Origin of the sequence: Streptococcus suis (genome assembly GCF_902702775.1) — a bacterium.
Lineage (GTDB): Bacteria > Bacillota > Bacilli > Lactobacillales > Streptococcaceae > Streptococcus > Streptococcus hashimotonensis.
Map to the genome: position 1 here is coordinate 675841 of NZ_LR738724.1, position 16040 is coordinate 691880.

Sequence of the window (16040 nt, forward strand, 5' to 3'; positions counted from 1 at the left end):
TTGGAGTAGAATAGAACTATCACTTAGTATAGGAGAAAACGAAAATGGCAATTATTTTACCAGACCTTCCATACGCATACGATGCCTTGGAACCACATATTGATGCAGAAACAATGACCCTTCACCACGATAAGCACCATGCGACTTATGTTGCAAATGCTAATGCTGCCCTTGAAAAACACCCTGAAATTGGCGAAGACTTGGTAGCTCTTTTGTCAGATGTGGAGCAAATTCCAGCTGACATCCGCCAAGCTTTGATCAACAACGGTGGTGGTCATTTGAACCATGCTCTTTTCTGGGAATTGCTTTCACCTGAAAAAACAGAAATTTCAGCAGAATTGGCAGCAGACATTGATGCAACTTTTGGTTCATTTGATGCTTTCAAAGAAGCCTTCACTGCAGCAGCAACAACTCGTTTCGGTTCAGGTTGGGCTTTCTTGGTTGTTAATAAAGAAGGCAAGTTGGAAGTTATCTCAACTGCTAACCAAGACACACCAATCATGCAAGGTTTGAAACCAATCTTGGCATTGGATGTCTGGGAGCATGCTTATTATCTCAACTACCGTAACGTCCGTCCAAACTATATCAAAGCCTTCTTTGAAGTAATCAACTGGGACAAGGTTAACGAACTTTATAAGGTAGCTAAATAAGAACAGTTCTCTTCCGTTTGGAAGAGATTTTTTAGTTGCGAAGAGTACTTTGGAGAGAATTGTGTAAGGAAAGAGGGCTAATTTTTCGTATTATAGATAAAAATAACAAGATATTTTCAGAAAAATGATGTAAAAGTAAGAATAAACGAATATTTTTATAATTTTTTGTTATAAATGACTGATTTAATATTGAAAAGCCGTAGGAAAAGGATTATTATAGATATGTCAATATGACAAAAAATAGAAGGAGCATTGATTTGCTTATGAAAAAGAATATTCGGTTGAAAAGCAGTGTACTAGCTCTTGTAGCTGGTTTTAGTGTCGTTACAACACAGGCTGTTTTAGCAGATGAATTAGCTGTCCAAATTATGGGAGTTAATGATTTCCATGGTGCGCTTGATACGACAGGGACAGCGCGATTAGAGGGGGAAACAGTTCGGAATGCAGGAACTGCCGCCTTGCTTGATGCTTACATGGATGATTCGCAAGCAGAATTTGAAGAAACAGCAGCAGAAACAGAAACACCTGCAGAGTCTATCCGTGTTCAAGCCGGAGATATGGTTGGTGCAAGTCCATCGAATTCTGGACTTTTACAAGATGAACCAACTGTAAAAGTCTTTAACAAAATGGATGTTGAATACGGTACTTTGGGGAACCATGAATTTGATGAGGGACTTGATGAGTATAACCGTATCATGACTGGTGAAGCTCCAAAAGAAGGTCAGTTTAATGAGATTGTGGATAATTATACTCATGAAGCTGCCAAACAGGAGATTGTTATCGCTAACGTTATTGACAAAGAGACGGGTGAAATTCCGTATGGCTGGAAACCATATGCTATTAAGACTATTCCTGTAAATGATAAAGAAGCAAATATTGGCTTTATTGGTGTAGTTACGACAGAAATTCCTAATCTTGTTTTGAAGAAAAACTATGAGCAGTACACTTTTTTGAATGAGGCAGAAACGATTGCTAAATATGCGCGTGAGTTAGCTGAAAAAGGTGTAAATGCGATAGTTGTACTGGCTCACGTCCCAGCTACAAGCAAGGATGGTGTGGCTGCTGGCGAAGCTGCAGATATGATTGCTAAGCTAAATGAAATCTATCCTGAACACTCAGTTGACCTTGTGTTTGCCGGTCACAACCATGTCTATACAAACGGTACAACAGGCAAAACATTGATTGTACAAGCTACCTCACAAGGTAAGGCTTATGCAGATGTTAGGGCTGTTTATGATACAGATATTGTCGACTTTAAAGATGTTCCGACTGCGAAAATTATTGCAGTGGCACCAGGGCAAAAAACACCAAGTCCAGAAATTCAGGCGATTGTAGACGAAGCAAATACCATTGTTAAAAAAGTAACAGAGCAAAAAATTGGTACGGCTAGTCAAGCGACAGATATTTCTCGCGAGGTAAATGAATTTAAAGAAAGTGCTGTGGGCAATTTAGTAACATCGGCTCAATTAGCTATTGCTAAGAAATCAGGTTATGATGTTGACTTTGCAATGACCAACAATGGCGGGATTCGGGCGGATTTGAAGGTCCAAGAGGATGGAACAGTTACTTGGGGAGCAGCACAAGCTGTTCAACCATTTGGGAATATCCTACAAGTCGTTCAAATGACAGGCGAACAGATTTATACAGCCTTAAATCAACAATACGATGAAGGCGAAAAATATTTCCTTCAAATGTCTGGAATTAAATATATCTACACGAAAGCAGATAATCCAACGGAAGAAAATCCTTACAAGGTTGTTAAAGCCTTCAAAGAAGATGGAACAGAGATTGTTCCGACAGAAACCTATACACTTGTCATCAACGACTTCCTATTTGGTGGTGGGGATGGTTTCTCGATTTTCAAAGAAGCTAAGCTGATTGGTGCTATCAATCCAGATACAGAAGTATTTGTGGAGTATTTGACTGATTTAGAAAAAGCAGGTCAAACGATTAGTGCCACTATTACAGGTAGAAAAGCATTTGTCGAGGAATACGTAGAAGAACCAAAAGCAGAAGAAAAAGGAGATACTGCTGGGACAACTACCGATACGAAAACACCTGAAAAAGCAAGCGACGGTGGCGATAGTGTAGCAAATCAGAAAGCAAATGAGCAACCGGCACCATCTGGAAGTGTGGCTCCTATTTCAAATAAGAAAACTGAAAAAGCATCAGGAAATCAAACACTTCCAAATACCGGTCAAGAAGCCCTAAGCTCACTTCTTATTAGCTTGGGTGGCTTAGTTTCACTCGGAATGGCTGTCTCAATGAGACGTAAGGAAGGGGAATAATTTTTAGATTATATAACAGTTTTGTTAATATTTACATGCAAAAAGTCAGGGTAGTTTGTCCTGGCTTTTTAATTTCATTCATGATGAATAAATGATTACACAAAACAAAATGCTATGTTAATATATATAATGTAAACATATTCTTATTTGAAGTACGTATAATCAATTGACAAACTAGTGTTTTTGGGATAGAATGGGATGCTGAGTGTTAAAATATCTATGCTAAATATATATAGGAGTATAAAGGTGTAGCTGTTTATTCAACTTAGGAGAAGTTATATGGGGGAGCTAACATGAGTAGCAAAAAAAGGAACGATTATACAGAAGTCTCGCGCAAAAGCCGAGTAAAGATGCATAAATCTGGAAAACATTGGGTGCGTACGGTGATGTCGCAAATTGGACTTATCCAATTAGGCAAACAAACTACTTCTGAAAAAACTAAGGTGAAACTGTCTCCAACACCACAATAAGTTTCTGCAACAAAAGTATTACGTGGTTTGATAGCTGCGAGTGCTGTAGTTGGTGGTGGGGTCTCTGTAGATCAAGTCCTTGCAGAAGATGCGGTGATGGCAACCGAAGTAACTACGTCTGTGTTGGTTAATGAAGATACCGTGAGCATGAGCAATGTTAATGCTGATTCAGATACAACTTCACAATCGCACAGTATCTCTGAATCGACAAGCAACTCAGAATCGGTTAGTCAATCAATTTCTACAAGTGAATCTGTTTCGGGAAGTGAGTCTGTTTCAGAAAGTGAAGCAATTTCCACAAGTGAGTCAGTATCAGCTAGTGAATCAGCCCTAAGTTCGGAAACTGCTAGTACGACTAGCCGAACTACTGGTATTATTTATCGTGTTGAATATGTAGATGAAACAGGAAAAGTGGTTAAAAAATATCCACGTTCAGCAATGGTAACCACTACTGATTTGATTGCCAAAACAACTGTGACCGAAACAGCAACACAAATCCCATCAGGCTATCGCTTGGCTGAGAATCAGTCAAGTGTTGCAGAAAAAGAAGTTGTTGAAAAACATACGAATGTTATTCAATTTCGCATAGAAAAAGCTGAAACGACAAGTACGGTATCATCTAGTGCATATACTGCTTTACGTGCAGCAGTTAATGGTTCCAAAGCTTCTTTAAATACTAGTGTGACATCCAAATCATTGGATGAATTAAAAAGTTTTAGTGCAACTGATTTATTGATTGTTGAATCAGGCTATAGTGCTCAACTAAACTATATTAGAGTTGGATCAACATACGTACAAACTCTTGCTGAAGCTATTGAAAAAGGTTTGACCGGGACATATCAATTTAATTTCACGATTATTGATAATTCTACGGGTTCACATTATACAAAACCTGATGGACAGGTAGATATTGTTACAGCTAGTCTTTCAGTTACGAAGGTAGATAGCACTTCCATCTCACAAAGTATTTCAGCATCTGAAAGTGAATCGAAATCTATCTCTACTTCAGAGTCACTTTCCAATTCAATTTCAACCTCTATTTCAGAGTCGATTACTGAATCTGTTTCTGAGTCTGTGTCAAATTCAGAGTCGCTTTCATATTCGATTTCAGACTCTATTTCTGAGTCAGTTGCAGAATCTGTTTCTGAGTCTGTGTCAAATTCAGAGTCACTTTCCAATTCAATTTCAACCTCTATTTCTGAGTCAGTGCGCGAGTCGGTAGTCGAATCGGTATCAGAATCAGTGCGCGAGTCGGTAGTCGAATCGGTATCAGAATCAGTGCGCGAGTCGGTAGTCGAATCGGTATCAGAATCAGTGCGCGAGTCGGTAGTCGAATCGGTATCAGAATCGGTTCGTGAGTCGGTAGTCGAATCGGTATCAGAATCAGTTCGTGAGTCAGTAGTTGAATCGCTATCAGAATCAGTGAGTGAATCCGTTTCAGAATCAGTTTCAGAATCTATCTCAGAGTCAGTCAGCGAGTCTCTTTCAGAATCTATCTCAGAATCTACATCTGAATCCATCTCCGAGTCGGTCAGCGAGTCCCTTTCAGAATCCGTCTCTGAATCCATCTCCGAGTCAGTCAGCGAATCGATTTCCGAATCTGTATCAGAATCCATCTCAGAGTCAGTGAGTGAATCAATTTCCGAATCTGTCTCTGAGTCCATCTCCGAGTCAGTCAGCGAGTCTATCTCTGAGTCAGTGAGCGAATCAATTTCTGAGTCTACATCAGAATCTATCTCAGAATCAGTTTCTGAATCCATCTCAGAATCAGTCAGCGAATCTATTTCTGAATCTACCTCTGAGTCAATTTCCGAGTCAGTCAGCGAGTCGATTTCAGAATCAGTTTCTGAGTCTATCTCCGAGTCAGTTAGCGAATCGGTTTCCGAATCCGTCTCAGAATCGGTCAGCGAGTCGATTTCCGAATCCGTATCTGAGTCTATCTCCGAGTCAGTTAGCGAATCGATTTCCGAATCAGTCGCCGAGTCAGTAAGTGAGTCCCTTTCTGAATCCGTCTCTGAGTCCCTTTCAGAATCAGTCAGCGAGTCAATTTCCGAATCCGTCTCAGAATCTATCTCAGAATCGGTCAGCGAGTCGATTTCTGAATCTACATCTGAATCCATCTCAGAATCAGTGAGTGAGTCTATCTCGGAATCTACATCTGAATCCATCTCAGAATCAGTGAGTGAGTCAATTTCAGAGTCGGTAAGCGAGTCTCTTTCAGAATCAGTCTCAGAATCTATCTCTGAATCGGTTAGCGAGTCGATTTCTGAATCCACATCTGAGTCAATTTCCGAATCTGTATCTGAGTCAATTTCCGAGTCGGTTAGCGAATCTATTTCGGAATCTACATCTGAGTCTATCTCAGAGTCAGTGAGCGAATCTCTTTCTGAATCCGTATCTGAATCTCTTTCAGAGTCAGTAAGTGAGTCAATTTCAGAATCAGTTAGCGAGTCTATCTCAGAGTCAGTAAGTGAATCCACATCTGAGTCAATTTCCGAATCCGTCTCAGAATCTATCTCTGAATCGGTAAGCGAGTCAATTTTAGAATCAGTAAGTGAATCGATTTCCGAATCCGTCTCTGAGTCTATCTCCGAGTCGGTGAGTGAATCAATTTCAGAATCCGTCAGCGAATCGATTTCAGAATCTACATCTGAGTCTATCTCAGAATCGGTAAGTGAGTCTATTTCCGAATCGGTAAGCGAATCCCTTTCTGAATCAGTCTCTGAATCAATTTCTGAGTCAGAATCAACTCCATCTCGTCAGTCTCAAACTCCACGTAGACAAGGCGTATTGCCAAATACAGGTGAACAGTCTTCAGCTTGGGCTGGAATCCTTGGGGCAGGTCTTCTTCTTGGTGGTTTGTATAAACGCCGTAAAAAAGAAGAGGAAGAACAAGATGGTGTGAAATAATCTAGTTTATTTCGGAAAATAAATCCAAAATGGCGAAGTTCCCTTTTTGAGGAAGCTTCGCTATTTTTTAATTGAAATATGTAGTGAAAAGATTCATTGGTAAAACAAATGAAATATAGTAATAATTATAAAGAATGTAGAGGAAGATTATTACAGAAGTAGCAAGTAGTGAACTATCATTAAATTTTTATCATGGTAGTATTGCTAGTATAATCTACTCTTGCAATCTGCTCTCTTATGGGTTACAATAGAGAGGCAGACTTCCCTTAGTTAAATGGATATAACAAATTCCTCCTAAGAATTAGTTGCAGGTTCGATTCCTGCAGGGGAGATAAAAATACAACAAAAACCCTTGAAATATCAATGTTTTCAAGGGTTTTGTTTTTTTCTAAAATGTGAGCGAGGGGCAAGAAAGGGGCAAACTATGAATCCAATAGTTCATCGCACCTGCACCCCATAAATAGTCTGTTTTCTGTTTATAAGATAAGCTATGGCAAGTACAGGAATAGCATAGGGCAGGATATTAGCGCCGAATACTTCATAACTAATGAAGAGAGGAGCCAGTAAGGTATTGGTGGCTGTTCCAAATACGGTACAATACCCAAGGGCTGCAACAAGTTCAGTTGGTAGTCCTAGTAATCCTGCTAAAACAGCCCCAGCACTTGCTCCAATCGCAAAGAGGGGAGTAACTTCGCCTCCTTGAAAACCTGCAGCCAAACAAAGACAGGTGAGCAGGAGTTTTAGTAGCCAATCGTAAGCAAACACCTGTTCCCCAGCTAAACTGGCATCAATCAAATTGGTTCCTAAACCAGCATAACGACCTTGATGGAAGAAGAATAGTAGAACGGTCAGTCCGACTCCCATGATAGCTATTTTAATGTAAGGATTTGGAAGCCATCGAGTTGAGATATTTTTTGCTTGTACCAAAAACCAGGCAAATAGATTACCGATGAAACCGAAGCAAAGGGCAATAAATAGCCATTTGAAACTATCTGTAAACTGGAATGAAAAAGATGAAATAGTGTGCGAAAATTTCTCTAATCCCAATAAATGGGAAGTAGTAGAAGCCGTGAAAGCGGCAACTAGACAATAGGGGAGACTAGTCCAAGAATATTGGCCAACGATTAATACCTCAATGGCAAAGAAACTAGCGGCCCATGGTGTTTGAAATAGCCCTGCAAAACCTGCGGCCATACCAATCTTTGTTATCATATCTTTGGGCAAGTGTGTGAAACCATGTTTTTTTAACCAGTGTGAGAGACTGGCTCCAAGTTGGACAGCTACCCCCTCGCGGCCAACGGAAGCACCGGCAAGATGACTGAGCCAAGTTGTAGAGATGATGAGTGGAATGAGAACTGGAGAAATTTGCACTAGCTCCCCTTGTCCAGCTTTGAAGACTAAGCCCATACCTGCTTGGACTTTCCTTCCCCATTTTTGATAAATGAAAACAATCACCCCCCCTGCAAGTGGCAGAAAGGGGATTAGAAAAGTAAAATATTCAGACCGTAAGTCTCCAATCCCTAGTAGAATTTTCCCAAAAAGTGTGGTGATTATTCCTGCACCGACTCCAATTAAGCTGGAAAAGAAAAGGAGTTGGATGGCTTGTTTCATCTTATTGCTCATGATTCGCTAACTTGGAAGATTGATAGGTTCTTGATTGGGCCATAATATCGCTGAAGGTTGCTTGAATGGCAGAGCGGTAATCATCCTTTTGAACTAATTTTCCAACTCTTTCAAGGACAGCATTTTCTCGGCTGGTATCCAAAACAGGCTTACCTGTTGCTCGTTTGTAGGCTGTGACTTGGTCGACCAACTCCATTCGTTTTTCAAGTAGTTCAACCAATTGGCTATCAATCGTGTTAATCTGTTTGCGGATGCACTCCAAATTCATCTTATAGACCTCCGTATATTGTTTCAGTTGTTTTTTAGTATAGCAAAAAACAAGGCAGAATACTAGCCTTGTTTGAGGAAGTTACCAACTTGCTTTTTTTACTCCAGGAAGTTGACCAAGATGGGCTAATTCACGGAAGGTAATCCGACTCACACCGAATTTTCGCATATAAGCATGCGGACGGCCATCGGTCCTGTCGCGGTATTTCAGTCGATTTGGATTTGAGTCGCGAGGCAATTTTCGAAGTGCTTGATAGTCACCTTTTTCTTTGAGACTTTTACGTAAATCCGCATAGCGCTCGATTAACTCCAACTGTCTCTGATAGCGTGCCATTTTTGATTTTTTAGCCATAAAATTCTCCTTTTTTAAAAAACTTAACCAGTTAATTATATATCAAAAAAATAAAGATTGCAAACAATAGGTGTACAATCTTAATAAATGGCTAAAAGAAAACAGACTAGACCTATTGATAAGCCAGTCTGTTTGTCAATTAATTCAAAGTATCTAATTTTGCAACAAGGTCAGTTGCGAATTGCTCAAGGTTAACAATATCCTCATCTTCAGCGGCAAGGTCTACCTTAACATTTTCGGCACCCTTAGTTGCACCACGTGAACCCAACATGACATCAAAGTCATCTACTGCACTACAGAAGTCATCATAGAAGGTATCGCCAGAACCACAAACACCGTAGACCTTACCGGTCAAATCTAAGTCAGCTAGGTCAGCATAGAAATCAACAATTTCATCTGGAAGCTCACCGTCTCCACCGTAAGAATAGGTGTAGCTGGCTACCACGATGAGGTCCGCATCCAAGATTTCTTCGGTTTCAATAGTCGTACATTCGTGAACCTGTACTTCCAAACCTAACTCTTCTAGCTTACTGGCGACGATGTCAGCAATTTCTTCTGTGTTACCAGTCATACTAGCGTAAACTATTTTTGCTAGTGCCATAATTTCCTCCAAATTACATAGTAATTCCATTATACCACACTCCCATCATTTTCAAAAGGGGAAGTTTATGCTAAAATGATGAAAAGGAGTTGCTATGACAATTTACAGTAAAATTATTGAAAAAATTCACGAATACGACACGATTATTATTCACCGACATAAACGACCAGATCCGGATGCCATTGGTAGTCAAGTTGGCTTGCAGAAACTCTTGCGGAAGAATTTTCCTGAAAAAACCATCAAGGTAACCGGTTTTGAGGAACCAAATCTTGCTTGGATGGCAGGAATGGATGTAGTTGCAGACCAAGATTATCAAGGAGCCTTGGTTATCGTGACAGATACTGCCAATACGGCGCGTGTGGATGACGACCGTTATACTCAAGGAGATTTCTTGATTAAAATCGATCATCACCCCAATGAAGAGCCTTATGGTGACCTGCTCTGGGTCAATACAGAAGCCAGCTCATGCAGTGAAATGATTACGGAACTGGCTATCCAATGCCAACTGGAACTAGATGGAGATATTGCTCGTCTACTCTATGCAGGAATTGTGGGCGATACAGGTCGCTTTCTCTATCCGGCAACCAGCTCGCGCACCTTTGAGATTGTTGCTCGTCTCCGCCAAGAAGATTTTGACTTTGCAAGGATGTCTCGCCAGATGGATACCATTGATTTCAAGATTGCCAAGTTGACAGGTTACGTCTACGACAACTTGGAAGTGGATGAACATGGTGCGGCACGTGTTATTTTGACACAGGACATTCTCGAAAAATACGGGGTGACCGATGCGGACACTTCCTTTATCGTTGGGGCTCCAGGACGGATTGGAATCGTTCAATCTTGGGGGATTTTTGTGGAACAAACTGACGGAAATTACAGAGTCCGTTTGCGCAGTAAGTATCTTCCAATCAACGAGATTGCCAAACGCCACGATGGCGGTGGTCACCCACTAGCAAGTGGTGCTAACTCTTATTCACTCTCCGAAAATGAGCAAATATACCAAGAAATCCAAGAGGTAGTGAGGAATGCAAGCAAGTAGTCGCTCCTTTCGTCTTATGGGAACCATCATTGAAACCAGAATATGGCATCCTCAGGCAGAACCGATTTTGGATCAGGTAGAAGAGCTTCTCTATCTCTACAAGGATCGATTCTCTGCCAATGATTTGACGTCTGAATTGATGGAAGTCAATCTAAACGCAGGTGTTCAAGCAGTTCCAGTTGCCGATGACCTGTATGAATTGATTAAGTTGGGCAAAGAACACAGTCTGGCTGAGGGAAGTTTTTTGAATATTACCATTGGCCCCCTTGTGCAAAGCTGGCGGATTGGATTTAGCGATGCCAAACTTCCAACCCAAGAAATGATCAGTGAAAAACTCCAACTCATCAATCCAAGGGACATTGAATTAGATGATGAGGAGCAGACAGTCTATTTGAAAAAAGAAGGCATGGCGATCGACTTGGGTGCTCTTGCTAAAGGATATGTGGCAGATAAGATTGTCGACTTCCTTAAAAGAATAGGTGTGGAGGCTGGACTGATTAACCTGGGTGGCAACGTCCTGACCTTTGGTCAAGCTCCTCACAATGCCGATGGCTATTGGCGAATTGGTATACAGGATCCTCAGAAACCACGTGGTGAAAATGCCCTTGTCCTCAAAATAGGAGAAGAATCGGTAGTCACCTCTGGTATTTACGAAAGAACCCTTACCGTGAATGGAAAGACCTATCATCATATTTTGAGTTCCGAGACCGGATATCCAATCGAGTCGCAACTGGCTAGTTTGACCATTGTGTCCAAACAATCTGTTGATGGTGAGATTTGGACGACTCGACTGTTTGGTCAGGAAATAACTCGGATTTATAAGATGGTAGAAGAAACTGATGGTATCGAGGCGGTTCTGATTGGGCTGGATGGCAGGATTCTAGTGACCTCAGGGCTTTCTGAAAAAGTTCTTGCTGGTAAAGAAAGGATTTCTGACAGCTTGGGCAGTCCTTCAAGAGGTGGATTTGGCGCCAGAGTAACTTCTGACCTTGCTTCAGGTGCTTCCGTACTATAACTTGAAAAAATATTAAAAAAATAGGTAAAAAGACTTGCCATAAGAACAAACTTTTGGTAAACTTAAATGGTTATAATCTATGGCTCGGAAAGAGTCCATGGCAGAAAGGAATTTTAAAATGAAAAAAGATATCCATCCAGAATATCGCACTGTTGTCTTCATGGACACAACTACTGGCTACAAGTTCCTTAGCGGTTCAACTAAGAAATCTAACGAAACAGTTGAATTCGAAGGTGAAACTTACCCATTGATCCGTGTGGAAATTTCATCAGACTCACACCCATTCTATACTGGACGTCAAAAGTTCACTCAAGCAGATGGACGTGTGGATCGCTTCAACAAAAAATACGGTCTCAAATAAAAAAAACAGTCCTTAACGGACTGTTTTTTCACGAGCTTGAAAATAAAAGAGCGAGTTATGGTCCAGTGGACCATTTTTTCTTTGCCTCTAGAAATTGGAGAGGGCTTTTTTGGTGCGTGATTGCCAAAATGATTGCCATTGGTTTACATACTCATGGCTTTGGCAAACTTAAGGGGTGTGTGAAGGTAAAGCATTATATTTCAGCCTGTTCGAAGGTATGAAGATATACGTATTTTATGATTTGTGCACTAGTAATACTCTTCGAAAATCAAAATTATCCGTTGTCAACTTGCCTTGATGAGTGAAAAGCTCCAGTGGAGGTTTTCAGCCTGTTACCTTGAAATAAGAAAGTAACAGAGTTCTATCTTCGACTTCGTTTCCTAGGCTACTTTTGATTTTCGTTGAGTATAAATCGTATCCCCTTAGAAGTGACTAGATTTTTAGTTTCAATGAGAGATGATTTTTGCTATAATGGAACGAGTAAGAATTTGAAGTGAAAGTATGAGGAAATTGATGAAAAATAGGGGAACAATCGATAGTCGAGTAGACTACTCACTTATTTTACCAGTCTTTTTTTTATTAGTTGTGGGGATTATTTCTCTCTACATTGCGGTTAGTCAAGATTATCCGGATAATGTTGTACAGATGGTTGGTCAACAAATTGCTTGGATAGGAATTGGAACAGTGGCAGCTTTTTTGGTCATGTTCTTTTCCACTAAGTTTCTGTGGCAAATCACACCTTACTTGTACGTGCTTGGGCTAGGACTTATGGTATTGCCTTTGTTTTTCTACAGTCCAGACTTAGTAGCGTCAACGGGAGCAAAAAACTGGGTAACGATTGGTGGAATGACTCTTTTCCAACCATCCGAATTTATGAAAATAGCCTACATCATTATGCTGTCAAGGGTGATTGTCACCTTTCATAAGTATTATCCAAATCGAAAAATTCGTGAGGATTTTATGTTGATTGGTTATATGACACTGTTTACTATCCCTGTCCTGATTTTGTTGGCCTTACAGAAAGATTTAGGAACTTCCTTAGTATTTGTAGCAATCTTTAGCGGAATGCTTCTGTTATCAGGAGTTTCTTGGAAAATTCTATTACCGACTGCCTTAACGGGGATCGTTTTGGTTGGTGGATTTATGCTGATTTTTATTTCTCCTGGTGGAACAACATTCCTCCACAATTTGGGGATGGATACTTATAAAATCAATCGTATTGCAGCCTGGCTTGATCCCTTTAAAAATGCCCAATCAACGACCTACCAGCAAGCTCAAAGTCTGATAGCTATCGGAAGTGGTGGCTTAAAAGGACTAGGTTTCAATAAAACAAATCTTCTTATCCCTGTTCGAGAAAGTGATATGATTTTTACGGTGATTGGCGAGGACTTTGGCTTTATTGGAGGGACGGTATTGATTGGACTATACTTGTTGCTCATTTATCGAATGCTGCGGGTAACGTTGAAGTCAAACAATCGATACTACACTTACATATCAACTGGCTATATCATGATGCTGTTGTTCCATGTGTTTGAAAATGTTGGCGCTGCAACTGGTTTGTTACCTTTGACAGGTATTCCTTTGCCGTTTATCTCCCAAGGTGGTTCGTCCATGGTTTCAAATCTGATTGGTGTCGGTCTAGTGCTGTCAATGGGGTATCAGTCACGACTAGCTGATGAGAAGGAAACAAATCGATCACGTCGCTATAGAAAAATTACGATAAAACGTTAGAAAGTTGGTTTATATGACAAGAGTTGCGGTTGTTTTAGCCGATGGTTTTGAAGAAATCGAAGCATTGGCCCCTGTAGATGTATTCCGTCGAGCTCATTTTGACTGTCAGATTGTTGGTTTAGATAGTCATGAAGTGGAGGGATCGCACGGTATTCGTGTTCAAACTGACCAAGTCTTTGATGGGGACCTGTCTTCCTTTGATCTGATTGTTTTACCAGGAGGAATGCCAGGTTCTGTTCACCTTAGAGATTCAGAGTCACTGATTACGGAATTGCAAAGAGCGGTTGCATCAGGAAAATCAGTAGCAGCAATTTGTGCGGCACCAATTGTTCTGGATAAGGCCGGTTTGTTAGATAGTCGTCACTATACATGTTTCCCAGGGAAAGAAAAAGACATTCCGTCAGGTATTCATCTGGAAGAGGATGTGGTCGTTGATGGTCCAATTATCACTAGCCGAGGTGCTGGAACAAGTTTGGATTTCGCCTATAAATTGGTTGATTTATTTGGTGGAGATGGGGAAAGCCTAGCTCAAACAATGGTTTATCATAGTTAAAGTAATGAAGAAGATGGAGCTAACGTTTCCTCTTCTTTTTTCTATCAAAATATTAGAAAATATGGTATAATAAAGGGTGTTCGTTAGAATGATTTTTGCTCTAAAAATATGTCTCGCTTTTATCCAGATGGATTGGCTTTTCTATTTTTAAGGAGCAACAAATAGAAAATAAGGAAAAGAAATGACAGAAGAAATCAAAGATTTACAAGAGAAGGCTCAAGAATATGATGCCAGTCAGATTCAAGTCTTGGAAGGTCTTGAAGCTGTTCGAATGCGTCCAGGGATGTATATCGGCTCAACATCTAAAGAAGGTCTCCATCACTTGGTTTGGGAAATTGTCGACAACTCAATCGATGAGGCGCTGGCTGGTTTTGCGGATAAAATTGAAGTTTATATTGAGCCAGATAACTCCATCACGGTTATTGATAATGGACGTGGTATTCCGGTAGATATTCAGGAAAAAACTGGTCGTCCAGCGGTAGAAACTGTCTTTACAGTGCTCCATGCAGGTGGTAAATTTGGCGGAGGCGGTTATAAGGTCTCAGGTGGATTGCACGGCGTAGGTTCATCAGTCGTAAACGCCCTATCTACTCAGCTAGACGTCCATGTCTACAAAAATGGTCAGGTATATTTCCAAGAGTATAAACGAGGTGAAGTCGTTGCAGATTTGGAGGTTGTTGGAGAAACAGACCGTTCTGGTACAACTGTACATTTTACACCTGATCCAGAAATTTTTACTGAGACGACTGAGTTCGACTTTGCAAAATTAAATAAGCGGATCCAAGAATTGGCCTTCCTAAATCGTGGTTTAAATCTCTCTATTACGGACAAACGTGAGGGAGTAGAGCAAACAAAGGAATATCACTATGAAGGCGGTATTGCTTCCTACGTTGAGTATCTTAATGAGAACAAGGATGTCATTTTTGAGACCCCTATCTATACAGAAGGTGAAATGGATGATATTACCGTTGAGGTTGCCATGCAATATACGACGAGTTATCATGAAAACGTAGTGAGTTTTGCCAACAATATTCACACACATGAAGGTGGTACCCATGAGCAAGGATTCCGTACAGCTCTGACACGTGTTATCAACGACTACGCCAAGAAAAATAGAATTCTCAAAGAAAATGAGGATAATTTGACTGGTGAGGATGTGCGTGAAGGCTTGACAGCGGTCATTTCTGTTAAGCACCCAGGTCCTCAATTTGAGGGACAAACTAAGACAAAACTTGGGAATAGCGAAGTGGTCAAAATTACCAACCGCCTTTTCTCTGATGCCTTTGCAGAATTTCTTTTGGAAAATCCACAGATTGCTAGACGGATTGTTGAAAAAGGGATCTTGGCAAGCAAGGCTCGTATTGCTGCTAAGCGTGCGCGTGAGGTAACTCGTAAGAAATCGGGTCTTGAGATTTCAAATCTCCCAGGTAAGTTAGCGGATTGTTCCTCAAATGATGCAACGAAGACAGAGCTTTTCATCGTGGAGGGGGACTCAGCCGGTGGTTCAGCTAAATCCGGTCGCGACCGTGAATTTCAGGCTATTTTACCGATTCGTGGTAAGATTTTGAACGTAGAAAAAGCCAGCATGGACAAGATTTTGGCCAACGAAGAAATCCGTAGTCTATTTACAGCTATGGGAACTGGCTTTGGTGCTGATTTCGACGTTAGCAAGGCACGTTATCAAAAATTAGTCATTATGACAGATGCCGATGTCGATGGTGCCCATATTCGGACACTCCTTCTGACATTATTTTACCGCTACATGCGTCCTGTTGTAGAAGCGGGATACGTATATATCGCTCAACCACCTATTTACGGTATCAAGGTTGGAAGTGAGATAAAAGAATATATTCAACCTGGGGTTAATCAAGAGCAAGAATTGCAAGATGCCTTAGAAAGACATAGTACGGGACGGTCCAAGCCAACGATTCAACGTTACAAAGGTTTGGGAGAAATGGATGATCATCAGTTGTGGGAAACTACGATGAATCCTGAAAATCGTCTCATGGCACGCGTTTCAGTTGATGATGCGGCAGAAGCCGATAAGATTTTTGACATGTTAATGGGGGATAAGGTTGAACCTCGTCGAGAGTTTATCGAGGAAAATGCTGTTTATTCAACATTGGATGTCTAAAAACTAAAAAAACAAGTGCATATACTAGAGATTTATGGTATAATTA

General features: G+C 40.7%; 14 protein-coding genes, 1 tRNA gene and 1 pseudogene. 12 read left to right on the top strand and 4 right to left on the bottom strand.

Annotated features, from left to right (window positions below; translation table 11 throughout):
• Window positions 1-44: 44 nt before the first annotated feature.
• The 6 genes and pseudogenes from sodA (at window position 45) to GPW69_RS03450 (ending at window position 6650) form a co-directional block, all read left to right on the top strand.
• Window positions 45-650, top strand: coding sequence for a superoxide dismutase SodA (gene sodA / locus GPW69_RS03435; RefSeq protein WP_074391482.1), 606 nt, complete (start codon window positions 45-47; stop codon window positions 648-650).
• A gap of 263 nt (window positions 651-913) precedes the next feature.
• Window positions 914-2938 carry a surface-anchored 5'-nucleotidase gene (locus GPW69_RS03440; RefSeq protein ID WP_074391481.1) on the top strand — a complete coding sequence of 675 codons (2025 nt, stop codon included), beginning with the start codon at window positions 914-916 and terminating at the stop codon, window positions 2936-2938.
• A 293-nt stretch (window positions 2939-3231) separates the two neighbouring features.
• Window positions 3232-3408 carry a KxYKxGKxW signal peptide domain-containing protein gene (locus GPW69_RS10780; RefSeq protein ID WP_269472408.1) on the top strand — a complete coding sequence of 59 codons (177 nt, stop codon included), beginning with the start codon at window positions 3232-3234 and terminating at the stop codon, window positions 3406-3408.
• A 438-nt stretch (window positions 3409-3846) separates the two neighbouring features.
• Window positions 3847-5982, top strand: a pseudogene (locus GPW69_RS10850) (DUF445 family protein); the annotation flags it as partial.
• A 24-nt stretch (window positions 5983-6006) separates the two neighbouring features.
• Window positions 6007-6318 (top strand): LPXTG cell wall anchor domain-containing protein, encoded by a 312-nt coding sequence (locus tag GPW69_RS10790; protein ID WP_269472410.1) that lies wholly within the window; start codon window positions 6007-6009, stop codon window positions 6316-6318.
• Window positions 6319-6578: 260 nt separating this feature from the next.
• Window positions 6579-6650 (top strand) — tRNA-Arg (locus tag GPW69_RS03450).
• A gap of 106 nt (window positions 6651-6756) precedes the next feature.
• Here GPW69_RS03450 and GPW69_RS03455 read toward each other — a convergent pair.
• The 4 genes from GPW69_RS03455 to GPW69_RS03470 form a co-directional block, all read right to left on the bottom strand.
• Window positions 6757-7941: a chloride channel protein gene (locus GPW69_RS03455; RefSeq protein WP_074391480.1), complete on the bottom strand. Its 1185-nt coding sequence runs from the start codon at window positions 7939-7941 to the stop codon at window positions 6757-6759.
• Window positions 7931-8209, bottom strand: coding sequence for a chorismate mutase (locus tag GPW69_RS03460; RefSeq protein ID WP_074391479.1), 279 nt, complete (start codon window positions 8207-8209; stop codon window positions 7931-7933). Before GPW69_RS03460 ends, GPW69_RS03455 begins: the two co-directional genes overlap by 11 nt.
• 81 nt (window positions 8210-8290) lie before the next feature.
• Entirely contained in the window at window positions 8291-8560 is a 270-nt protein-coding gene (gene rpsN / locus GPW69_RS03465; protein ID WP_002940393.1) for a 30S ribosomal protein S14, read from the bottom strand.
• Between the two features lie 139 nt (window positions 8561-8699).
• Window positions 8700-9161, bottom strand: a complete 462-nt coding sequence (locus GPW69_RS03470) for a flavodoxin (protein ID WP_024396312.1) — start codon at window positions 9159-9161, stop codon at window positions 8700-8702.
• 94 nt (window positions 9162-9255) lie between these two features.
• Between GPW69_RS03470 and GPW69_RS03475 the strand changes: the two genes are divergently transcribed.
• From GPW69_RS03475 to gyrB, 6 genes are all read left to right on the top strand, one after another.
• Window positions 9256-10200 (top strand): DHH family phosphoesterase, encoded by a 945-nt coding sequence (locus GPW69_RS03475; RefSeq protein WP_074391478.1) that lies wholly within the window; start codon window positions 9256-9258, stop codon window positions 10198-10200.
• Window positions 10187-11215: an FAD:protein FMN transferase gene (locus tag GPW69_RS03480; protein WP_074391477.1), complete on the top strand. Its 1029-nt coding sequence runs from the start codon at window positions 10187-10189 to the stop codon at window positions 11213-11215. Before GPW69_RS03475 ends, GPW69_RS03480 begins: the two co-directional genes overlap by 14 nt.
• A gap of 118 nt (window positions 11216-11333) precedes the next feature.
• Window positions 11334-11576, top strand: a complete 243-nt coding sequence (locus GPW69_RS03485; protein WP_012027466.1) for a type B 50S ribosomal protein L31 — start codon at window positions 11334-11336, stop codon at window positions 11574-11576.
• Between the two features lie 501 nt (window positions 11577-12077).
• The gene (locus GPW69_RS03490) at window positions 12078-13307 is read left to right on the top strand and encodes an FtsW/RodA/SpoVE family cell cycle protein (RefSeq protein WP_012027447.1); all 1230 of its coding nucleotides are present in this window, start codon (window positions 12078-12080) and stop codon (window positions 13305-13307) included.
• A gap of 13 nt (window positions 13308-13320) precedes the next feature.
• Complete coding sequence (locus tag GPW69_RS03495; protein ID WP_015647132.1) at window positions 13321-13860, top strand: DJ-1 family glyoxalase III; 540 nt, start codon at window positions 13321-13323, stop codon at window positions 13858-13860.
• A 181-nt stretch (window positions 13861-14041) separates the two neighbouring features.
• Complete coding sequence (gene gyrB, locus GPW69_RS03500; RefSeq protein WP_074391476.1) at window positions 14042-15994, top strand: DNA topoisomerase (ATP-hydrolyzing) subunit B; 1953 nt, start codon at window positions 14042-14044, stop codon at window positions 15992-15994.
• Window positions 15995-16040: the final 46 nt, after the last annotated feature.